Raw genomic sequence first — 20,253 nt, forward strand, 5'->3', positions numbered from 1 at the left:
ATGCGCCCCTGTCCAGAGCCGGAAAGCGGCTGTTCGAAGTCGAAAAGCGACCAGACGCGGAAGCAGTTTTTCCCTTTTCCGACAGGCAATTGCCGGGACCTTTCCGACATGCGTCGGATGCATGTATCGCATGCGGAAATGTCGGGTTGCCTCCCGCATTCCGGACGCCTAGCTGAGCTTTCATATCGTCGACGAACGACTCGCAGCGACGGAAGGACCCAAGAGATGGCCATGTTCGAAGTTTCGCATCCGCAACCGGCCCGCCTGCTGGCCGACGCGCCCCGGTTCGGCCTTGTGAGCGCCCTGTTCGCCCGTCTCCAGGCCTGGGACGAGGCCCGCCGCACGCGCAATGCGCTGTCGCGTCTGACCGATCGCGAGCTTGACGATATCGGCCTGTGCCGCGGCGATATCGACCGCCTTCTGAGCTGAGCGCCCTGCCCGCCCCGGCAGCTTCACGACAACCAGCCCCGACCCTTCCGGCCGGGGCTTTTTGACGGGGAAATCGAAGGGAGAAATTGCCGCCCGCGCCCGAACGGGGCCGCCCGGCATTTATCCCTTTCCCGCTGATTTTGCGGCAAGCTCGTCACGACGCCCGGATGCATGTCCCGAGCGGTTTCAAACCGGATGGGGCCCACGCAAATTACGGGGCGCAACGCATCGGCCGGATGGCAGCCCTATCGGTCATGCGACGCCACAACCGGCATGTCCGCCGATTGCCAGCGTTCCATTCCCTCCAGGGGGCAGATGCGCCGGATCCGTCCTGCATCCCGGGCTTGCGTCAAGTCTCTCTGCGTCAGGCCGAATGCGGGGTGATGGCATAGCCCGCCTTCCGGTTCCGCTGCATCGAATGGCAAGGCCTCGACATGTCTGCGAGGACAGCCGACGATCCGCGAGACGCGCAAAGGACCGTAGGCCAGGCCGGCGATACGATCCGGGGGTTCCGACCAGCGCCGCACCTTTGCATGTGCCCTGCATCCGGCAGATCGCATCCGCCATCAGCGCGCTGCCCCCTCACGCCCTGCCCCGAGGGAAGCAAGGAGAGAGATGCAAACCTTTATCTCTTTGTCTTTCAACGCTTCTCTGAACCAATCGGCATCATAGCCCCGATCGGCCAGAAGCCAGCCTGCCTTCGGCAGACTGGCCAACAGCGCCGCCGCGCCGGTATAATCGCTGACCTGCCCAGCCGACATGAAGAACCCGATCGAGCACCCCCTGGCATCGGCAACGGCGTGCAGCTTGGTGTTCATACCGCCCTTCGTCCGACCTATCTGGCGCTCGCGCCCCCCTTTTTCACCCCAAGGCTCGACGCCGTGCGCTGTGCCTTGAGGTAGGTTGCATCGATCATGATCGTCTTGTGTTCGGCGCTCTTGGCGGCCAGGCCGACCATGATCCGGGCGAAGACCCCGTGTTCGTCGCTTCTCTCGAACCAGTGGCGTTCAACCACTCACCTCCAGCGCTTCCAACGGTTATAGAGGGTCTTCGCCGGGCCGTATTCCTTCGGCGCATCGCACCAACGCAACCCATTGCGATTGATGAAGATTATGCCGTTGAGGACGCGACGATCATCGACGCGGGGCTTACCATGGCTCTTGGGAAAGAACGGCTTCAGGCGTTCCATCTGTGCATCGCTCAGCCAGTAAAGATTGCTCATCGATCAGGTCTCCTTGCGGAGCCTGAATCATGCCAAATGCCTGAAATTAATGGGGCTGCAGCCTAGCTTCCTCGCGCAGCGTCAAACGGTAAGGGCTCGGAACGGACCTGCGGCAGCGCAACATGGCGCTTGAGCGCCTAGCGCCACCCACTTCGGCGCTCGCTGCCGATAGCAGCCTTCGCACCAGGCGGGACGGATGACAGCAGGCAGCCCTTTGTGAAGGCGTTGCGAGGGACTGACTTGGGTCGAAAACGCTTGACGTTTGGGGTGCTTTTGCGTGACGCCGCCTGCCCATTTGATTCAGAAAAATAGCACCTGCTAGTCAGCAGTTGCGTGATATCCGGCACAAAATGTCCAACTGACAACTCACGACTTTTCCGGAAATGTTGCAACTTGCGCGGCAATCGTTACTATGTTCTATTCCTGTTCCCCCAATGACAGCCCGCCTCCGACTCGCCGGGCAAGTGTAGTGCTCGGTTTCCTTGAGGGCCTGATGGCCCAATCGATGCATCTCAACCGGCTGACCAAGCACCATTCCTCCGGTGGCAAGTGGCCATAACCGTATCGCTAGAGCCAGCAGGATGGCGCGAAACCCGCCCAAGGCCGGTTCAGTCCGGCAGGAATTCCAGCCTGCCCCAGAGAGTACCGAGAGCCCCGCGCGCCAAATGAAGACAGCCATTGCCGGTATCGCTCAGGCAGGCAGTTGCCTCCTGGAGCGCAAGCGGACCGCGAGGGGCAACCTGAAAGTCGATCGCCTTGGCTTCCCGGTCATCCGGGGATGGGCTCTGGACGCACCTAAGCCATATCTCCGGAAAACCGCAAAAGTCATCGCGGCACAGGGCGGAACGACATCACCCTGGCTTCCGGCATGATCAGCCGGGCCGGGTCATGGCTGATCTCGACGAGGGCAAAACCCGTCCGGGCACGCTGTGTCAGGATCAGGTCGCGGGCAGTTTGCCATGTCGCCATATCGAGCCCGCCAAGCGCTTCGTCGAGCAGCAGGATCTCGGGGCGGATCAGCAGGGCACGGATCAGTGCCACGCGCTGCGCCTGACCTTTCGAGAGGCTGTCTGCGGACGCATCCTGCAATGCCGCCATCTCCAGCCCCGCCAGCATGGCGCTTGCCTCGGCGCGGGCCCTGGGGGCGACGAACAACAGGTTCTCGATGGCCGAGAGGTCCGGAAGCAGGCGCGGCTCGGCAAAGGCCATGCCGATCCGGCGGGGCCGGAGGAGGATACGGCCCGATGTCGGGCGCTCCAGCCCGGCGATCACCCGCATCAGGCTGGTCTTGCCCGTACCGCTTGGCCCGCTCAGGCGGAGGCTCTCCTGCCCGCGGATGGTCAATGACAGGTCTCGGAAGACCGGGGCCGGGCGGTCGGGATACTGCAGGCCGATGTTTTCGGCGGCGAACAGGGTCATGGTCGTTTCTTCTCGCGGATCAGGACCGCAAGCGCGATCTCGGCCAGTCCGATCAGCGCGAGGATCACGAGAACCAGCGCAAACAGCCGGTCGGTCTGAAGCCAGCTTTGGGCACGTTGGACCGCGGCGCCAAGGCCCTCGGCCCCCGACAGAAGCTCGGTCAGCAGCGTCACGCGGATCGCGTTGGCAACCGCGATCCGCAATGCCGGGCCAAGTGCTGTCCAGAGTGCGGGCAGGATGATGCGGTGCAGGCGGCGGATCGGGGGCACGTCAAAGAGCCGTGCCATCTCTTCAAGCTGCGGCTCGATCGCGCTCATGCCTTCGGCGACGGCGATCTGGAATACCGGAACGAGCAGCGCCGCCACCGTCAGGATGGTCGTCGTGGTGCTGCCATCGAACCACAGGATACACAGGATGGCGAGCACCGGTGCGGGCAGTCCCATCAGGATCAGGCGCAAGGGAGCGAGCAGCGCCGAAACGACAGGCCAGCGCCACCCCGCAAGGCCGAGCGGCGCACCGATGGCGAAAGCCAGCGCCAGTCCGCCGGTGGCGCGCCCGAGGCTCGGCCCCAGGGTGCCGGACCAGAACCCCGGATCGCCGAGCAGCTGGCCAAGCGCCTTCAGGACCGCCAGCGGACCGGGCAGGATCGCGGGCAGGTTCGCCCGTGCGGCGAGCGACCAGAAAAGGACGATCGCCGCCACGCCGGTCAGGAAGGCCAGCTTCCGCGTCATCTTCCGTAGAAATCCCTGTCGGGCAGCCTGCCTCCGACCGCGTCAGGCTCGATCTCGAGGATCGTGGCATAGAAATCGATCAGAACATCTGCCTTTTCCGGCATGGGAAGGTCGATGGCCGCGATACGGGCAAAGCCGGCCCCTGCCTGCACCATCCCGGGGAAATGTGTGGCCAGCAAATCGGCCGCGCTGGCCGGGTCTGCGGCAAGCTTTGCGAAGGCCGCGTGATAGGCGGCGCGGATCTCGGGCCGGTCCGCGAATGCGGGATTGACGATGACCACTCCGGCAGGGGGGCAGTCTGCGAGTGCGGTTGCGTCCCGCCAGAGCGTGCAGAAATCCGCCCGGCGCGTCAGGTCCCGATCCTGTGCCAGAGCGAGTGTCGCCATCGGCTCGGCCAGCAAGGCGGCGTCGACACCCCGTTCAGCGAGCAGAAGCTGCATGCCGGCGATGAGGCTGCCGGTGTAATGCGGCTGCCATGTCTCCGGACCGGGGCGCGCGATGCGGCGCATCATCAGGTCGGGGAGGTAGCCCTTGAACGGCAGAGCGAGGCTTGCCCCGTGCAGACCGGCCAGGTCCGTCAGCTCGCCCCCCCGCCCGACGATCGAAAGACTGCCCTCGGTGATCGTCGCGGACATCACCTGCAACTCCATGCCGGTTGCATCGAAGATCGCTGCCGTGGGCGAGGGCGCGACCGCCATCAGCGGCCTGTCTGCGACGACCTGCTTGCGCAAGTCCTCGGGACTGGCCCAGGGACGAAAGCGGAAGGTGACCCCCTCGAGCGGCTGATCCTCGGCCAGCGCAATCAGAGGCGCAGTTTCCCAGATCGGCGGGCCGGAAAGCAGGATCTCTTCGGCGAGCGCGGGCAGCGGCAGAACCGCGACGAAAAGGGAAAGCAGACGCATATCAGATCTCCTTGCGGGCGGCATCCAGACGAAAGCGGCCAAAGGCCGTGGAAAGAAGCTGCGAGCTCGGACGCACGAGACCGGCCCCGGCCATCGCGTCGGCGATCTCGCCATCGGCGAAAGAGACGTCGCCCTGACGCAGCGCCGGCAGCAGCCGCCCCAGCACATGTTCGGAGGGCGCAGAACGGTGATCGCTCAGCGCCTCGTGGAAACTGACCATCACCCCGCCAGGCGCCAGCCGCTCGGACAGCCGGAAGATCAGCGCGGGCAGGCCCTTGTCATGGAAATAGAGAGACATCGAGCACCAGATGATGTCGAATTGCCCGCCGGGCAGGGTCTGGTTGTAGTTTCCGGGCAGGATGTCGAGCGGCAGGCTCCCGGCCTCGGCCCGGATCCGTTCGGCCACCGGCGGCAGGTCGAAAAGCGTGATGCGCAAATCGGGGCGCGCTTCCAGCAGTCGCGCGGCCAAGGCCGAGGAGCCGGGCCCGATATCCAGGAGGGTCCGGGCCTGGGCCCATTCGGGCAGGCCGGTCAGGCAGGGCATGGTTGCCTCGGTGGCAACCGCACGGTGAAACCCTGCGAGCGAGCGGTGATGCGCATCCCAATGCGCCTCGTCGAACAATCGCGCCCCGGAGCCGCTGGCCTTGCCCGCCACCAGCGCGCCGAACTGCTCGAGGCCCGCATGCCGGGTCCCGGCCATCATGCGCAGGGTCTCGATCATGTTGCACGGGCTGCCCGTCTTCACGAAGGGCAGGATGTCGGGGGCGGTGCGGAAACCGGACTCGTCCGCTTCCATGAAGCCCGCGGCCACCAAGGCACGGAGCGCAAGGCTCAGCGGGCCGACCGGCAGCTCCATGCGCTGGGCCAGCAGATCCGCGGCGACATGGCTTTCGCAAAAGCCGAACACCCCGCTATCCAGCGCCCAGTCGAGAAGCGCATAGCGGATCGGGCCTTCCAGTGTCTGCAGAAGAAGCCCGGCGCCCGACGAGCGATCCGGGCTCACCATGTCATCCTCCAGTTCACGCCGACTGTCCGCGGGCTGCCATCCTCGACCATCACGCCGCGGATCGTCGAGGAAGCGGTGCTGTAATATTCCTCATCCAGCAGGTTCTTCGCCCAGAGCGTCAGCTCGCCCTTCCCGAAGCGTCGGGAAATCTCGGCATCGACGGTCATGAAGCCGTCTTGCTTCACGCTGTTGCCCGGATCGAACCAGTAGCTGCCCGACCCGTGCAGGCTGATCCTTCCGCGCCAGAGCTCCGTCTGACGCGAGAGCGCAAGGCCCCAGCTCTCCTCTGGCGCCATCGGCAGGGCATTGCCCGACCAGTCGACCGGCACCAGCGATCCCGTAGTCAGATCCATCGAGGTGGTCCTAAACGCGCTTGCCCGTGCGCGCTGCCATCCGGCATTGGCAGAGAGTTCCCAGCCCGATCCCAGCGGCGCGGTCAATTCCGCCTCGATGCCGTAGCTTTTCGCCTCGCCGGCATTCGAGATATATTGCGAGGCCCCCGGAATTGTCTCGGTGATCTGCTTGTCCCTGACCGTGGTGTGGAAGGCCGCGAGGTTCAGCGCCGTGCCGGTCGCGAATTCATGCTTCACCCCGATCTCGGCGTTCCAGCTGTATTCGGCGTCATAGCTCAGGCTGTCGGCGCTGTTGGCAAAGCCGTAATTGTAACCCGCTGGCATATAGCCGCGTGCATAGCTGGCATGGATCGTGGTCCTGTCCGACAGGTCATAGGCCAGCGTCAGTTTCGGCAGCACCGTGGTCGAGCTGTCATCGCCCTCGTAGCGCATGCTCGCCATGGGCGAGGTGAAGCGCTGCCAGGCCTCCGACGAGACGTAATCCAGTCGGAGCCCGGCCCCCAGACGGAACCGCTCGCTGATCGCATATTCGCCGAAACCGTAAAGCGCCGCGCCTGTCTGGTCGATCTCGGTATGGCGGTCGGTCGACATGGCGCCAAGGTCGAAATCGGCATCGGTGCTTTGCCTGAAGGCATTGACACCGAGCACCCATTTCAACGGCCCCGCACCGGTCGAGGTCAGGCGGATCTCCTGCGAGAGGGTGCGGTCGCGGACATCCAGTTCCGTCACACCAAGGGTCAGCGGAGAACCGTCGAAATCCAGCACGAAATCGCGGTCGAAGGTGGTGAAGCCGGTGATCGCCGTCAGATCGAACCCGTCAAAACTGGTACCGTATTCCAGCGCGGTGACCGATATCCGGCGGCGCTCCCGTGACGGGTCTGAATAGACGCTTTCATAGCGCCCGGTGGCCAGAGGGCCGGAAATATAGCGGAACTGCTCCTTGTTGAACTTCTGATCCTCGGCCAGCGTGGACAGGCGCAGATAGCCGCCATCCTGCAACTCCCACTCGGCCGCCGCATAACCGGTGAGGCGCCGGTTCTTGTCGCCGTCATCCGCGCCGGAAACCGGGTTGGAGATCACGCCCGGATCGCGGGCATGTTCCAGTCCGAAGGACAGCGCAGGACCGTTTTCCGCGCGCCCGGACCACGACACCGACCCACTCCCGCCAAGCGGCGAGGCACCGGCATCCGATCCCGAAACGCCCAGGGTGATCTCGCCGCCCTCGCGGCTGCCGGGCCGGATCGTGTCGACGGCCAGCAGCCCGGCCTCGGAATTGCGCCCGAAGGTGGTGCCCTGCGGCCCCTTGAGCAGCGTCACATTGTCGGCTCCGAAGAAATGCGGCAGCTGGATCGTGCCCATCGGCAACGCCACGCCGTTCACCAGATAGCCGACCGGATCGGACAGCGCATTGTCGAAGGCCGACATGCCGCGCACGACCAGCCGTTCCTGCGAATTGGCGCGCTGGAAGACGGTATTGGCCGAACGCCCCGCCATGGCGTCGAGATCGGGGGAGACCGGCTGTGCCAGATCGCCCTCGCCCAGAACCGTTGCCGTCGCGGCGGATTTGCGGGCCAGTTCCTCCCAGTAATTGGCGAAGACGGTGATCTCGCCCAGATAGATCGTGTCCTCTGCGGCCCGCGCCAGGCCCGGGATCAGGCTGCCCGTCAATGCGGTGGACAGAGCGAAGAGCGCGATCCGGCTCGGGGCCGGGCGGGATGAAGAATGTCGGGACATGGGCGGCCTCCTTTTCGGGGCTCAGTGCCACGGCCCGGAGGCGGAATCTTGTAACTGACGAAAATACTCTTGAATTTACCGAAAGCGGGTCAGGTTTTCTTACGAACCTGCCGCCGCCACTCGCTTGCCGTCATGTCATGGTGCCTGCGAAAGACGTTCGAGAGATGGCTGGCATCGGAAAAGCCACAGTCTTCGGCGATCTCGGTAAAGCTGCGATCCGTGTGCCGGATCAGCCGTTCGGCGGCCTCCAGCCGCAGGCGGCGCAGATGCTCGAACACCGTCATTCCGGTCGCCGCGCGATAGATCTGATTGAGCGTGACATGGCTCATCCCCAGCTCCTGCGCGATCCCGGATATGGTGATCGGGTTGGCGAGGTTGTCAGAGAGAAAAGCGGTCACGCGCGCGATCAGCAGCCCGGGATCGCCCCGCGCGGCGCCCTGGTCCGGGGCGGCGGCGATCTCTTCCAGCGCATGCCCGATCAGTGCGAGACACTGGCCTTCCTTGCGCAGGAGCGCCGCCGGATCGGTGCGCCCGTCCAGCAGCGTCTTCAGCGTGGACTTGCCGGGGACCGGCAGGCGCAGGCAACGGAATTGCGCTGTTTTGGGCAACAAAGGCTCCAGCATGCCTGCCAGCGCGGGGGACAGCCGCGATACGGAAAGAGCGATGACAAGATTCGAGCAGCCATCGCCTTTTTCGACGATGCGTTGCACCCGTTTGCCACCCGAGCGGATGATCCAGCCCTGGCCACCGCTGATCTCATGCGCTGCGCCCTGCGGATCGATCAGCAACATCCGGCCCGAGAGGTTGAAGGTGAGGATCAACTGATCCTCCGGACGACGAATGTCGCCCACATGCCGGAGAGCGGCGGAGAAATGACTATGTGCCAGCACGAGGCCGGGTGTGATCCGCATGACGTCGACATGGGTGTTGCGGTGCAGCCCCGGGATCGTGACCGAGGTCGGGCTGCCTGCCTCGAAGGGCGTGAAGCGGTGCGGCTCGATCAGGGTCATGTCTGGCAGGCGTCGATTTTGAAGGGGATGTGGCGCAGGCGTGCATGCCCTCTAGCAGACGCGGATTGAGTGAACGAGCTTTCTTCCCCGACGATCACGCGGTTTTCCGCCTTCAGACACCGCCCCGGAAGCGAGGTCGCGGTCGAAACGAGAGACAGTGCCCTGAATTCGACAGTCGTATCACTCCCGGCCTCGGCGATGTCACCGAATGGTGCATGCACCTGATGCCGAAGGCCCGGAATGCGCCGCAGCTTATGCTGCCGAAAAAGGTCCGGTGCGCGGGGGATCGCAGGGACCGGGGCATAGGGTTCTGCAGGGGCGCCGCCGCATGGGGCAACAGTAAGGACCATCTGCCACGATCCGCAAGACAAGGTGATGGCTCTAGACAGACAGTAACTTACCTAAATAGTCAAGAATTGTGCCGATCCTGATGATGATCCTGATGACATTGCGATGTTGGAGCCCTCCCCTATGTGTCGGCCGTGCATGTTCATGCCTCGGGGCGATTTGCTACGGCACCCTGACAGGACCGAGCTGAACAAGCCGGTGTATCCCATGCAGACCGCGGCGGCATGGATGCGGAAGACCTCGCCGATGTCGATTTCCTGCAGAGATTGGATTTTGCATGCGCATCACGATGTGGGCTCGTCGCCAAGCCTGATCCGTGCCTTCGGCTTGTGCGGGCTTCGTGACGTGAAGACAGCCACGATCGAAATCTTCTCGGCTGCTTACGTATCCGCTTGACCTTCCTGACTGAGGAATGACGTGACAGTCTCGATGGGGCTGGGTCCCATGTTGCGATACCCCGGATGCGGGCGCTCGGTGTTGTAGTGGACGAGCCGGGCGCCGAGATCGGTCTGGAGCGCTTTGAGGGTCTCGTAGAAGGTCTTGCGCATCTTCACGCGGAAGAACTCCTCCAGCACTGTGCCGTTGAAGCGCTCGACGAAGCCGTTGGTCTTTCGGCGTTGCCCCTGGTGAGGCGGTGACCGATGACGTTGAGCTCGGGATAGAGCTCTCAGGGGTGCTTTTCGGTGCCGCAGAATTCGCGGTCGCCCGCCATCGGCCTCGAACCGGTGGCGTCTGCAATGGCTCGCCCGGTCAATACGGCTTTCACCGGCAGATCCAGATCGCAGTAGAAGGGTGATCACCTCCCCGCAAATCGGACAGCGACGGAAGCCAGGGGCGATGCACCGGGATCTGATGGCCCGGACCGATATGATATTTTTTGCGGAACAAGGCCCACGGCAGCCCTTGCCGGGCAGATCCCGGGGCGGGGCATGCGTTCCCTGACACCACCACGCGGCGCCGGTCTTCGGAATGTCGGGCCGGATCATGACAGTCGGGACAGTCGCGCATATGCCGAGGGCATGGGCAAAGACCGACCGCGCCCCCTCGCCCGCCGTCGCGAGAGCGACATGTGGCAGGGATTCCCTCTGCCGCGCGCTTGTGCTTATCTCGCATCATGAAGACGGATTTCATTGTCATCGGCGGCGGTATCGCCGGGGTCTCGGTCGGCGCACGGCTGTCGCATCTGGGCCGTGTCAGGCTTTTCGAGGCCGAGAAGGCCCTTGGCTACCATGCCTCGGGCCGGTCGGCGGCGCTGTACGACGAATGCCTCGGCGCGCCCGAAATCGTGACGCTGAACCGCGCAGGACGCGCCTATCACGAGACTGCCAATGGCGGCGTGCTGACGCCCCGGGACCTGATGGTGATCGCCCGGGCCGAAGACCGCGCCGCCTTCGAGCGGAATTGCCGTCAGATGGCGCTGGCACCGCTCTCTCCCGCCGAGGCCCGGGCACGGGTGCCGATCCTCGCGCCGGCGCCGCTCGCCTTTGCCGGGATCACCACGCGCGCCTGGGACATCGATACCGACCGCCTGCTGCAGAATTTCGCCCGCGAGATCCGCGCCCAGGGCGGCAGCATCGAGACCGGCCGCCGGATCACCGCCATTGCCCGGCTCGCGACCGGCTGGCAGGTCCAGGCCGGAGACGAGCTTGCCGAAGCCCGGATCCTGGTGAATGCCGCCGGCGCCTGGGCCGACGAGGTCGCGCGACTGGCCGGGCTGAGACCGCTGGGTTTGATCCCGATGCGCCGCTCGATGGCACAGCTTCCGGCCCCCGCAGGCCACGATATCCGGACCTGGCCGATGGTGATCGGCGCGGGCGAACGCTGGTATTGCAAGCCCGAAGCGGGCAAGCTTCTGGTCTCGCCCGCCGAAGAGGACCCGATGCCGCCGCATGATGCCTATGCCGACGACATGGTGCTGGCCGAGGGGCTGGACCGCTATCAGGAGATGGTGACCGAGCCGGTGACGCGGGTCGAGGCCAACTGGGCCGGCCTGCGCACCTTCGCGCCCGACCGGCTGCTGGTCATCGGGCCCGATCCGCGCGATCCGGACTTCTTCTGGCATGCGGGACAGGGCGGTTTCGGCATCCAGACCTCGCCTGCGGCCAGCGCGCTTGCCGCCGATATCCTCGGCGACCGCGCCTCCGAGCTTCGGCGCGCCCTCGAACCCGCTTTCAGCCCGGCCCGGTTCGGCTGATGCCGCGGCGGCTGGACCTGCCCGACAGCGCCTCGGCCGCGACGCCGGGCACGGACGGGCGGCTCAGCGCCCCCTCCGCCCGGCGCAATGCCGAGGCGATCTGCGCGGTGCTGGAACGCGTGGCGCCGGCCCGGGGCCGCGCGCTGGAACTGGCCTCGGGCACCGGCGAACATGCGGTGCGCCTGGCTGCCCGGCTTCCGGGCCTCATCTGGCAACCGACCGAGATAGACCCGTGGCGCCGTGCCTCGATCGATGCCTGGGCGGCGGACGCGGCGCGACCGAACCTTCGCCCCGCGCTGGAACTGGACGCCTGCCAGCCGGGCTGGGGCGCTGCCCGGGCCGGGCAGGACCTGATCTTTGCCAGCAACATCCTGCATCTGGTCTCCGATGCGGAGGCCCGGACCCTGATCGAAGAGGCCGCCCGGGCGCTGGCCCCCGGCGGCGTTCTGGCCCTCTACGGCCCCTTCCTGCGCGATGACGGTTTTGCCAGCCCGGGCGACGCGGCCTTCCATGCCAGCCTGATCGCCCAGGACCCCGATATCGGCTACAAGCCGGTGGCCTGGATCGCGGCGCGCGGCGGGGCGGCAGGGCTGACGCTTGAGGCACAGATTTCCATGCCTGCGAATAACCTGACAATAATTTTCCGCCAGCCCCCTGTGATCGCGCAACGGAACCGTTAATTAGGTCAGTGTAAATCGCATTTCCGACTCATCTTCGGAGCAGAGGAGACAGACATGGACTGGACCGCAAAACGCGATGGCACCAAGGATCAGCTGCGCCGGCTGAACAAGGCCCTTCCAGACCAGACCAAGGCGTTCGGAGCGCTTGGCAAAGCCGTGAAGGAAGGCGGCGAGCTCGACTTCAAGACCAAGGAATTCATCGCCCTCGGCATTGCGATCACCCAGCGCTGCCAGGCCTGCATCGTGCTGCATATGGAGGCCCTGGTTCGGGTCGGTGCCAGCCGCGAAGAGGTCGGCGATGTGCTGGCCATGGCGATCCAGATGGGCGGCGGTCCGGCCATGATGTACGCGGCCGAAGCGATGGAATGCTACGACCAGCTGACCGAGGAAAAGGCGCAGGCCGCCGAATAGGCCCGAAGGGGCCGGGGCGCCTCGGGGCGCCCTGCCCCGGTTGCAGTTGCCGCAGGCCCCGGATGCGACTACCTCTTGGACACAGCGTTCCAAGGAGTCCTCCGATGCGCCGCCCCACCCTTTCCGTCCTTGCCCTTCCGGGCCTCGTTCTTGCCCTTGCCGCAGGCTCCGCCAATGCGGCCGGTGGTGTGGCCAATGCTGCGGGCGCCGAGCCCCAGCGCGCTCCTATTCTCTACGAGAAATGGGATGCCAACCGCAGCGGCACGATCTCCCGCTACGAATTGCAGGCCCAGGCGCGCCGGATCTTCGCCAGCTTCGACACCAATGGCGACGGCCGAATCGACGCCGCCGAGGCCGCGGATTTCGATCATGCGCGCGGTCCGCTGGCCTATTTCCGCGGCGATCAGGCCTCGGAGCGCAGGGTCATCGTCATGGGGCAGAAGCTGATGCGCAACGATCTGAATGGCGACGGCCTCATCGATCTCTCCGAGTTCCGGCTGGCCGCCTATGAATGGTTCGCGATGCATGACCGCGACGGCGACGGGCGGCTCACGCTCTGGGACGTCTCCGCCCGCTGACCGGCGGGACCGGCGGCGAGACGGCTAGCCGTCCGCCCGGATCCGCGCGTTCGACGGGTCGTGGGGGCTGTCCCCGACCACCTCGGCCGTCCAGAGCGCATCGAACATCCTGACGCTCAGACGCGTACCCGGCTTTGCCAGATCGGGCCGCACATAGCCCATGCCGATGGACTTGCCGAAAGCCACCGACCAGCCGCCCGAGGTCAGCCGTCCGACCCGGATCTCGCCGTCATATAGCGCCTCGCGCCCCCATGGGTCGGCATCTTCGGGTCCGTCGATCAACAGCGTGACGCATGTCGAGCGGATGCCCCTGGCCTGCATCGCCGCCTTGCCATGGAAGTCCTTCGTGAGATCGACGAAGCGGTCGAGCCCGGCCTCGAGCGGCGTCGCATCGCGCCCCAGTTCGGTGCCGAAGGCGCGGTAGCTTTTCTCCTGCCGAAGCCAGTTCTGCGCCCGCGCCCCCACCGGTTTCAGCCCATGCGCGGCGCCCGCTTCCATCAGCCGGTCGAAGAGATGGTTCTGCATCTCGATCGGGTGGTGCAACTCCCAGCCCAGCTCGCCGGTATAGGCCACCCGAAGCGCGTTGACCGGGACCATGCCCAGCTCGATCTGCCGCGCCGACAGCCAGGGGAAGCGCTTGTTCGACAGCGCCGTCGCCGGGTCGGCATCGCGGATCAGGCCGGTCAGGATCGCCCGCGCATTGGGTCCTGCCAGCGCGAAGACGCCATGGCGCGTTGTGACGTCCTCGACGATCACCGTACCGAACTCGGCCGCCTTGTCCTCGACCGCCTTCAGCAGGAAATCCTCGTCATAGGCGTGCCAGGCCCCGGCCGAGACCAGATAATAGAAGTCCTCGGCCTGACGGACGATGGTGTATTCGGTCCTGACCGTGCCTGCGACGCTGAGGGCATAGGTCAGGTTGACCCGCCCAACCTTCGGCAACCTGTTGCAGGTGAACCAGTCGAGGAAGGCCGTCGCTCCGGGACCGCGCACGACATGCTTGGCAAAGGCGGTGGCGTCGATCAGCCCCGCCGTCTCGCGGATCGCCCGGGCCTCGGCCTCGGCATATTGCCACCAGCCGCCGCGCCGGAAACTGCGCGCGGCATGGTCGTCGAAGCCTTCGGGGGCGAAATAATTCGGTCGCTCCCAGCCATTCACCTGCCCGAACTGCGCGCCCAGCGCCTTCACCCGGTCATAGCAAGGTGCGGTCCTCAGCGGCCGCGCGGCGGAGCGTTCCTCGTCGGGATGGTGCAGGATATAGACATGCTCATAGGCCTCCTCGTTCTTGGCGACGGCATAATCGGTCGTCATCCAGGACCCGTAGCGGCGGGGGTCGAGCGCGCCCATGTCGATCTCGGCCTCGCCCTCGGTCATCAGCTGCGAGAGGTAATGCCCGCTGCCCCCGGCAGCGGTGATCCCGAAGGAAAAGCCTTCGGCCAGCCACATGTTGCGACGCCCCGGCGCCGGCCCCAGGAGCGGGTTGCCATCGGGGGTATAGCAGATCGGGCCGTTGAAATCGTCCTTGAGCCCCACCGTTTCCGAACTCGGGAGCCGGTGGATCATCGACATGTATTCCTCCTCGATCCTCTCCAGATCGAGCGGGAACAGATCGGCGCGGAAACTGTCGGGGCAGCCATAGGCAAAGCGCACGGGCGCGCCGCGTTCATAGGGGCCGAGGATCCAGCCACCGCGTTCCTCGCGCACATACCATTTGGCATCGGCATCGCGCAGGACAGGGTGTTCGGGATTGCCGGCCTTGCGCCATGCGACCAGAGCCGGATCGGGTTCGGTCACGATATACTGATGCTCGACCGGAATGGCCGGGATCTTCAGCCCCAGAAGCCGCGCCGTGCGCTGGGCATGGTTGCCGGTGGCGGTGACGACATGTTCGGCAGTGATGACTGTCTGTTCCCCGGTGGGGACGAGGTTCCCGCCCCTCTCGGCCATCTTCGTCAGGCTCACCCGCCATTCCGACCCGGTCCAGTCATAACCGTCGACCTGCCATTTGCGCTCGATCAACGCGCCAAGCTGGCGCGCGCCCTTGGCCATCGCCTGGGTGACGTCGGCAGGATTGATATAGCCGTCGGTCGGATGGAAGATCGCCCCCACCAGATCCTCGGTCCGCAACAGCGGCCAGCGTTCCTTCATCTGGACGGGCGCGAGCCATTCATAGGGCACGCCGCAGGTTTCGGCCGTGCTGGCGTAAAGCCTGTATTCGTCCATCCGTGCCTGGGTCTGCGCCATGCGCAGGTTGCCCACCACGCTGAAGCCGGGGTTCAGACCGGTCTCGGCCTCGAGCGTCTTGTAGAACCTGATCGAGTAGTCATGGATATGGGTCGTCGCGAAGGACATGTTGAAATAGGGCAAAAGCCCCGCCGCATGCCAGGTCGACCCCGAGGTCAGCTCGTCGCGTTCCAGCAGCATCGTGTCCCAGCCTGCGCGGGCGAGATGATACGCGATCGAGGTTCCGACGGCACCGCCGCCGACCACCAGGGCTTTGACATGGGTCTTCATCGGCCTTCACTCCTGCTTGCCGCGCCATTGCTCCAGTTAGGCAGGATTCGGCGCGCAGGGCGGAGGCCATCCGACCCCAAATGGCCAGAAACCGACGCGTCAGGCCGCGCGGCTCAATGGCGCGTCGGGCCGAAGTCGAAAAGCGTAAGCCTCAGCCGGCGCGGCGCGGCGTCCTCGAAGCGGTAGGGAATGAGAACCTCGCGGCTGAGCACGGGCGCCGGAAGGGTCGCGCCGCGATAGCCCTGCTCCCGCAGCAGACCCAGCACCTCATCGGGCCGCTTGCGCTCCTCGATCACCAGCACGCGTCCGTGCGGCATGATCAGCCAGTCGGTCGGATAGGGCGGAAACGCCGTCCAGCCGGGCCGGTGCAGCAGCAGGTTTCCGGTATAGTAATGCGGCCCCAACAGCCGCGGCACATCGGGAACGGTCTCTTCGATGACCTCGGCCAGCCGGTCGACCCGAAGCGAATCGCTACCCGCGCCGCGCAACCGCGTATCGGCAATCGCGGCCAGAACCAGCAGGGCCAGACCGGCCATCGCCCGGACGACATTGCGCCGGGTACGGCCCGATGCATCGGCCAGAAGCGTCATCATCGCGGCAGGCAGCCCCAGAATGAACAGCGGCAACAGCCAGCGCGGCCGGAAAAAGCCGGTATCCGTCACCACCACGCCCAAAGCGACCAGCCCCAGCCCGATCAGCGCCGCGCGCATCAGAACGGCCGCCTCGGGCCGGATATGCGGCAGCCGCCGCATCGCCCGCCCGCCAAAAGCCAGCGCGGCCGCCGCCATCAACAGCGCCGGCACCGCCTCGATCAGGGCCGATTGCGCGACATAGGCCAATCCCTTCGGCCACATCGCCTGCGCGGCCCCTCCCGCACCCGCCCGGAACTCCCAGGTATCCGAGAAGGTGGCAAGCGGCGCGGCCAGCATCGCGGCATAGGGCGCCGCGATCACCGTCAGCGCAACCGCTCCCGACAGCCACAGCCGCCGGTCCCAGAGCACGCCCCGCCAGACCGGCATGCTGAGCCCGGCCAGGATCAGCGCGGGCGGCACCATCCAGTAATTCGGCTTGGCGAGCCCTCCAAGCCCGATTGCCAGCCCGAACAGAAGGTAACGCCCCCGCCCCGGTGCGCGCAGCAGGTGGAGGAAAGCCGCGACCGTCAGCGTCGTGGTCAGCGCCAGAGCGATGCTGTGCGAGCCGGTGCGCTGCGACCACCAGGCCAGGGTCGGGATCAGCCCCAGGGCCAGCGCCCCCAGCATCGCCGGCCGCACACCAGCCAGCGGCCGGAGCGCGAGAAAGGTGACGGCATAGGTGGCACAGAGCATCAGGTTCTTGGCCAGGACAAGACCCAGGGTGCCGACCCCGAAGAGCTTGAAGAAAAGCGTCTGATACCAGTTGTAAAGCGGCGGCTGCGACCCCGAGGCGAAGTGCCAGTCGCGCGCCAGCACCACCATTTCGGCCTCGTCGCCCTCGAAACTGCCGCCAAGCGCGACCCTGAGGCCGACCTGGGCCGCGAAATAGGCGCCGAGCGCCAGAAGGAACACGGTGGCGATCCGCCGGTCCGAAGCCGGGGCGTGATTGTCGGTCATGGCAGCGCAGGCATCCTTGCAAGCACGTAGCGGAACGGCATCTCGGCCGACGAGCCGCGATAGGGCAACGAGAAGGCGCCTTCCTGCAGGCGTTCGATCCCGGACCCGGCCCCTGATCCGGCTGGCCAACCCGCCTGAACTGCCCCGATCTCGAGACTGGGCGGCACATGCTCGCGGAACAGAAACAGTACCGGTCCGGCCCCGAAGCGATGCGCGGCGAAAGGCAGATAGGGCGCGATCTGAAGGCCGGGCGCAAGGGCGGCAAGATTGCCGGCAGTGTAGAATTCGGCGATCACCGGCACGCCCTCGGCCCCGTCGATCTCCGCCAGTCGCGCGGGCAGGCTGTCGAAGACGACATCGCGCCGGGCGCCGTCCTTGAAGCGGTCATAGCCGAGCCCGGCCATCACCAGGAGCGCCAGAACCGCCATCAATGCGAACACCGTGGTCCGTCCGCGCGCGGCCAGGCGTGGCGCAAGCGCCGTGAAAAGCCCCGGCACGGCCAGGAAGGCAATGGGCAGAAGCCAGCGCGACGTGATCGTCCCGGCATGGGCCGCCCAGATCCCGGCCGCTGTCAGAACCACGGCAAAGAGCGCGGCCCGCAGCAAGAGCGCGGGAAGCGGGCCGGCGCCGGTTTCCGCGCGGCGCCGCCCAAGGCTCAGCCCCCAGGCGATCAGGGCGACCAGAAGCGGCAGCGCCATGAGCGCCAGAAGTCCGCCCGGCAATTGCGACAGGCCCTCTGGCACGAGACGTCCGGGGGCCGCGCCCGCGTCGATATGCAGCTTGCCGAGCGAGGAGAAGGCGAGATCGCGGTTTTGCAGCATCCAGGCATAGGGGGCTGCAAGGATGAGACCGGCCAGCCCCGGCGCGATCAGCGCACGGCGCCGCAAAAGCGCACCCCGCATCGGTGCCAAGGTCAGCGCGGCAAGGCCCAGCGCCACCGGCACCAGGAAATAGTTGTACTTGGCCAACCCGCCCAGCCCGATGGCCAGCCCCAGCACGGCCCAGGACAGGAAGCTGCCGCGCCGCATCGCCCAGAGGAAGGCTGCGAGCGTCGCCGCCGAGGTCGCAAGCAGCATGTTGGAATGGGTCGTCGCCCGTTGCGCCTCCCAGGCCAGATCGGGGATCAGGAACAGCGAAAGCGCGCCAAGCGCCGCCGTGGCCGCAGGCAGCCAGAGTCGCAGCCCCAGAAAGACCGCCAGATAGGTCGCCCAGAGCAACAGGTTCTTGAGCAGTGCCAGCGCCGGCAGCCCACGCCCGAAAAGTTCGAAAAAGCCAAGTTGCAGCCAGTTGTAAAGCGGCAGTTGCGGGCCGTATCCCAGCCGCAGCCCCGGCGTCATCACCAGCATCTCGGCCTCGTCCGTCTCATAGGCGCCGCCCAGCGCCAGACGCAGACCGGCCTGGACTGCGAAATAGACCGAGATCGCAAGAAGGAAGATCGCCGTCCGCCGCCGATCGGCCGCATCATCCATGACCATGCGCCTAGAGCATGCTCGGCACGACCAGATCCGGCGGTCGGTGCCCATCGGCGAAGGTCTTGATATTGATGATCACCTTTTCCCCCATCTCGCCGCGCCCCTCGATGGTGGCCGAGCCCATATGCGGCAGAAGCACGACATTGGGCAGCTCGCGGAGCCGCGGGTTGATCTCGTGGCCGCGTTCGAAGACGTCAAGACCGGCGCCCGCGATCTCGCCCGCGCGCAGCATCCGGGTCAGTGCATTCTCGTCGATCACCTCCCCCCGCGACGTGTTGACGATGACCGCATCCGGCTTCATCAGCTTGAGCCGCCGTGCATTCATCAGATGGAAGGTCGAAGGCGTATGCGGGCAATTCACGCTGATCACGTCCATGCGGCTGACCATCTGGTCGAGGCTCTCCCAGTAGGTCGCCTCGAATTCCTCCTCGATCTCGGGACGGAGCCGCTTGCGGTTGTGGTAATGGATCTGCATGCCGAAAGCGCGGGCGCGCCGGGCGACGGCCTGACCGATCCGGCCCATGCCGAGGATCCCGAGCCGCCGGCCGCCGATCCGCCCGCCCATGAAGGCCGTGGGCGCCCAGCCGCGCCATTCGCCCGCCTGCATCACATGCAGCCCCTCGGGAATGCGGCGCGTCACCGCCAGCATCAGGGCCATCGTCATGTCCGCCGTGTCCTCGGTCACGACCCCGGGCGTGTTCGAGACCAGAATGCCCCGCTGCCGCGCGGTCTGGACATCCAGATGGTCGACCCCGGCGCCGAAATTGGCGATCAGCTTGAGCCGGTCGCCGGCCTGGGCCAGCATCGCCTGGTCGATGGCGTCGGTCACGCAGGGCACCAGCACATCGGCCCGGCGCATCGCCTCGACAAGTTGTTCGCGGCTCATCTTGACATCGGCCTCGTTCAGCTCGACATCGAAAAGCTCTTTCATCCGGGTCTCGACCGGCGCGGGCAACCGTCGCGTCACGACCACACTGAGGCGTTGTGCCGGCATCGCTGGGCCTCCCTGCTTTTCAACCGGTTGCGTCAGTGGCAAACTGTCCGAGATCGGGGCGCGGCACAAGACCCCGAAACCAGCTGGCAGGACGTTATGCGGGCAGTACTGCGCAGATGCGCATCCTTGACGATCATCCTTCTGTTTCTCATCGGATCTTTTCCCTGGGCCGGGCCAGCCCAGGCGACAGAGCGCGGGCGCGTGACCAATTTGCCGCTGCCGCGCTATGTCTCGCTGAAGGCCAGCGAGGGCAATGTGCGCCGGGGACCGAGCCTCAGCCACCGGATCGACTGGGTCTATACCCGGCGCGGCATTCCGCTGCAGATCACGGCGGAATTCGGCCATTGGCGGCAGGTCCGCGACCGCGACGGCGCCGGGGGCTGGGTGCATTACTCGCTGCTGTCGGGCGTGCGCACCGTTCTGGTCGATCAGGACATGCTGCCGCTCTTGCGTGTCCCCCGCCCCGATGCCGAAGTGCTGGCCCGGGCCGAGATCGGCGTGATCGCCCGGCTGGAGGAATGCACGCCCGACTGGTGCCGGATCAATGCCGATGGCGGATCGGGCTGGGTGCCCAAGACCGCGATCTGGGGGGTCGACGCCGACGAGATCCGCGAGTGAGCTTGCCCCTCCGGGCGGAGTGCTGCTAAGCGGAGCCCATCAGCTTACC

At 66.0% G+C, this 20,253-nt stretch carries 16 protein-coding genes and 2 pseudogenes; 6 read left to right on the top strand and 12 right to left on the bottom strand.

The features are described 5' to 3' along the window. The first annotated feature begins 225 nt into the window (after nucleotides 1–225). Nucleotides 226–429 carry a DUF1127 domain-containing protein gene (locus tag ACK8CO_RS04795; protein WP_080615544.1) on the top strand — a complete coding sequence of 68 codons (204 nt, stop codon included), beginning with the start codon at nucleotides 226–228 and terminating at the stop codon, nucleotides 427–429. 614 nt (nucleotides 430–1,043) lie between these two features. On the opposite strand, the pseudogene ACK8CO_RS04800 reads toward ACK8CO_RS04795, so the two are convergent. From ACK8CO_RS04800 to ACK8CO_RS04835, 8 genes and pseudogenes are all read right to left on the bottom strand, one after another. After that, nucleotides 1,044–1,651, bottom strand: a pseudogene (locus tag ACK8CO_RS04800) (IS5 family transposase); the annotation flags it as partial. Nucleotides 1,652–2,476: 825 nt separating this feature from the next. Continuing rightward, nucleotides 2,477–3,070 (bottom strand): ATP-binding cassette domain-containing protein, encoded by a 594-nt coding sequence (locus tag ACK8CO_RS04805; protein WP_414898336.1) that lies wholly within the window; start codon nucleotides 3,068–3,070, stop codon nucleotides 2,477–2,479. Next, a complete protein-coding gene (locus tag ACK8CO_RS04810; RefSeq protein WP_414898337.1) occupies nucleotides 3,067–3,801 on the bottom strand; it encodes an ABC transporter permease in 735 nt (244 codons plus the stop codon). The genes ACK8CO_RS04805 and ACK8CO_RS04810 overlap by 4 nt, the downstream gene beginning before the upstream one ends. Continuing rightward, nucleotides 3,798–4,703 (bottom strand): ABC transporter substrate-binding protein, encoded by a 906-nt coding sequence (locus ACK8CO_RS04815; protein ID WP_414898338.1) that lies wholly within the window; start codon nucleotides 4,701–4,703, stop codon nucleotides 3,798–3,800. The genes ACK8CO_RS04810 and ACK8CO_RS04815 overlap by 4 nt, the downstream gene beginning before the upstream one ends. Nucleotide 4,704: 1 nt before the next feature. Then, nucleotides 4,705–5,709, bottom strand: coding sequence for a class I SAM-dependent methyltransferase (locus ACK8CO_RS04820; RefSeq protein WP_414898339.1), 1,005 nt, complete (start codon nucleotides 5,707–5,709; stop codon nucleotides 4,705–4,707). Next, nucleotides 5,703–7,796, bottom strand: coding sequence for a TonB-dependent receptor (locus ACK8CO_RS04825; protein ID WP_414898340.1), 2,094 nt, complete (start codon nucleotides 7,794–7,796; stop codon nucleotides 5,703–5,705). Before ACK8CO_RS04825 ends, ACK8CO_RS04820 begins: the two co-directional genes overlap by 7 nt. 89 nt (nucleotides 7,797–7,885) lie before the next feature. After that, a complete protein-coding gene (locus ACK8CO_RS04830) occupies nucleotides 7,886–8,806 on the bottom strand; it encodes a helix-turn-helix domain-containing protein (protein WP_414898341.1) in 921 nt (306 codons plus the stop codon). A 728-nt stretch (nucleotides 8,807–9,534) separates the two neighbouring features. Next, a pseudogene (locus ACK8CO_RS04835) lies at nucleotides 9,535–9,947 on the bottom strand (integrase core domain-containing protein); the annotation flags it as partial. A 321-nt stretch (nucleotides 9,948–10,268) separates the two neighbouring features. Between ACK8CO_RS04835 and ACK8CO_RS04840 the strand changes: the two are divergent. The 4 genes from ACK8CO_RS04840 to ACK8CO_RS04855 all read left to right on the top strand — a co-directional run bounded on the left by ACK8CO_RS04840 (nucleotide 10,269) and on the right by ACK8CO_RS04855 (nucleotide 13,017). Beyond that, the gene (locus tag ACK8CO_RS04840; protein ID WP_414898342.1) at nucleotides 10,269–11,348 is read left to right on the top strand and encodes an NAD(P)/FAD-dependent oxidoreductase; all 1,080 of its coding nucleotides are present in this window, start codon (nucleotides 10,269–10,271) and stop codon (nucleotides 11,346–11,348) included. Further along, a complete protein-coding gene (locus ACK8CO_RS04845) occupies nucleotides 11,348–12,028 on the top strand; it encodes a DUF938 domain-containing protein (RefSeq protein ID WP_414898343.1) in 681 nt (226 codons plus the stop codon). Before ACK8CO_RS04840 ends, ACK8CO_RS04845 begins: the two co-directional genes overlap by 1 nt. Before the next feature lie 54 nt (nucleotides 12,029–12,082). Next, nucleotides 12,083–12,439, top strand: a complete 357-nt coding sequence (locus ACK8CO_RS04850) for a carboxymuconolactone decarboxylase family protein (protein WP_080615535.1) — start codon at nucleotides 12,083–12,085, stop codon at nucleotides 12,437–12,439. A gap of 104 nt (nucleotides 12,440–12,543) precedes the next feature. Further along, a complete protein-coding gene (locus tag ACK8CO_RS04855; protein WP_414898344.1) occupies nucleotides 12,544–13,017 on the top strand; it encodes an EF-hand domain-containing protein in 474 nt (157 codons plus the stop codon). 24 nt (nucleotides 13,018–13,041) lie between these two features. Here the strand turns inward: ACK8CO_RS04855 and ACK8CO_RS04860 are convergent, their stop codons facing one another. From ACK8CO_RS04860 to ACK8CO_RS04875, 4 genes are all read right to left on the bottom strand, one after another. Beyond that, nucleotides 13,042–15,531, bottom strand: a complete 2,490-nt coding sequence (locus ACK8CO_RS04860) for a GcvT family protein (RefSeq protein WP_414898345.1) — start codon at nucleotides 15,529–15,531, stop codon at nucleotides 13,042–13,044. A 113-nt stretch (nucleotides 15,532–15,644) separates the two neighbouring features. Continuing rightward, a complete protein-coding gene (locus ACK8CO_RS04865) occupies nucleotides 15,645–17,120 on the bottom strand; it encodes an ArnT family glycosyltransferase (protein ID WP_414898346.1) in 1,476 nt (491 codons plus the stop codon). Next, on the bottom strand, nucleotides 17,117–18,589 hold the full coding sequence (locus tag ACK8CO_RS04870; RefSeq protein WP_414898347.1) for a glycosyltransferase family 39 protein: 1,473 nt from the start codon (nucleotides 18,587–18,589) through the stop codon (nucleotides 17,117–17,119). Before ACK8CO_RS04870 ends, ACK8CO_RS04865 begins: the two co-directional genes overlap by 4 nt. A gap of 10 nt (nucleotides 18,590–18,599) precedes the next feature. Beyond that, nucleotides 18,600–19,586, bottom strand: a complete 987-nt coding sequence (locus ACK8CO_RS04875) for a 2-hydroxyacid dehydrogenase (RefSeq protein WP_414898348.1) — start codon at nucleotides 19,584–19,586, stop codon at nucleotides 18,600–18,602. A 96-nt stretch (nucleotides 19,587–19,682) separates the two neighbouring features. Between ACK8CO_RS04875 and ACK8CO_RS04880 the strand changes: the two genes are divergently transcribed. Further along, a complete protein-coding gene (locus tag ACK8CO_RS04880) occupies nucleotides 19,683–20,204 on the top strand; it encodes an SH3 domain-containing protein (RefSeq protein WP_080615529.1) in 522 nt (173 codons plus the stop codon). Nucleotides 20,205–20,253 lie beyond the last annotated feature (49 nt).

The sequence above is a fragment of the Rhodovulum sp. HP10 genome (genome assembly GCF_047553435.1).
Taxonomy (GTDB): domain Bacteria; phylum Pseudomonadota; class Alphaproteobacteria; order Rhodobacterales; family Rhodobacteraceae; genus Rhodovulum.

What these genes read in the sequence shown, in the direction of transcription:
- ACK8CO_RS04825 (WP_414898340.1), bottom strand. Translation starts at nt 7,796, where the DNA reads ATGTCCCGACATTCTTCATCCCGCCCGGCCCCGAGCCGGATCGCGCTC.
- ACK8CO_RS04840 (WP_414898342.1), top strand. Translation starts at nt 10,269, where the DNA reads ATGAAGACGGATTTCATTGTCATCGGCGGCGGTATCGCCGGGGTCTCG.
- ACK8CO_RS04870 (WP_414898347.1), bottom strand. Translation starts at nt 18,589, where the DNA reads ATGGATGATGCGGCCGATCGGCGGCGGACGGCGATCTTCCTTCTTGCG.
- ACK8CO_RS04855 (WP_414898344.1), top strand. Translation starts at nt 12,544, where the DNA reads ATGCGCCGCCCCACCCTTTCCGTCCTTGCCCTTCCGGGCCTCGTTCTT.
- ACK8CO_RS04865 (WP_414898346.1), bottom strand. Translation starts at nt 17,120, where the DNA reads ATGACCGACAATCACGCCCCGGCTTCGGACCGGCGGATCGCCACCGTG.
- ACK8CO_RS04880 (WP_080615529.1), top strand. Translation starts at nt 19,683, where the DNA reads ATGCGGGCAGTACTGCGCAGATGCGCATCCTTGACGATCATCCTTCTG.
- ACK8CO_RS04830 (WP_414898341.1), bottom strand. Translation starts at nt 8,806, where the DNA reads ATGACCCTGATCGAGCCGCACCGCTTCACGCCCTTCGAGGCAGGCAGC.
- ACK8CO_RS04795 (WP_080615544.1), top strand. Translation starts at nt 226, where the DNA reads ATGGCCATGTTCGAAGTTTCGCATCCGCAACCGGCCCGCCTGCTGGCC.
- ACK8CO_RS04805 (WP_414898336.1), bottom strand. Translation starts at nt 3,070, where the DNA reads ATGACCCTGTTCGCCGCCGAAAACATCGGCCTGCAGTATCCCGACCGC.
- ACK8CO_RS04810 (WP_414898337.1), bottom strand. Translation starts at nt 3,801, where the DNA reads ATGACGCGGAAGCTGGCCTTCCTGACCGGCGTGGCGGCGATCGTCCTT.
- ACK8CO_RS04875 (WP_414898348.1), bottom strand. Translation starts at nt 19,586, where the DNA reads ATGCCGGCACAACGCCTCAGTGTGGTCGTGACGCGACGGTTGCCCGCG.
- ACK8CO_RS04860 (WP_414898345.1), bottom strand. Translation starts at nt 15,531, where the DNA reads ATGAAGACCCATGTCAAAGCCCTGGTGGTCGGCGGCGGTGCCGTCGGA.
- ACK8CO_RS04850 (WP_080615535.1), top strand. Translation starts at nt 12,083, where the DNA reads ATGGACTGGACCGCAAAACGCGATGGCACCAAGGATCAGCTGCGCCGG.
- ACK8CO_RS04820 (WP_414898339.1), bottom strand. Translation starts at nt 5,709, where the DNA reads ATGGTGAGCCCGGATCGCTCGTCGGGCGCCGGGCTTCTTCTGCAGACA.
- ACK8CO_RS04815 (WP_414898338.1), bottom strand. Translation starts at nt 4,703, where the DNA reads ATGCGTCTGCTTTCCCTTTTCGTCGCGGTTCTGCCGCTGCCCGCGCTC.
- ACK8CO_RS04845 (WP_414898343.1), top strand. Translation starts at nt 11,348, where the DNA reads ATGCCGCGGCGGCTGGACCTGCCCGACAGCGCCTCGGCCGCGACGCCG.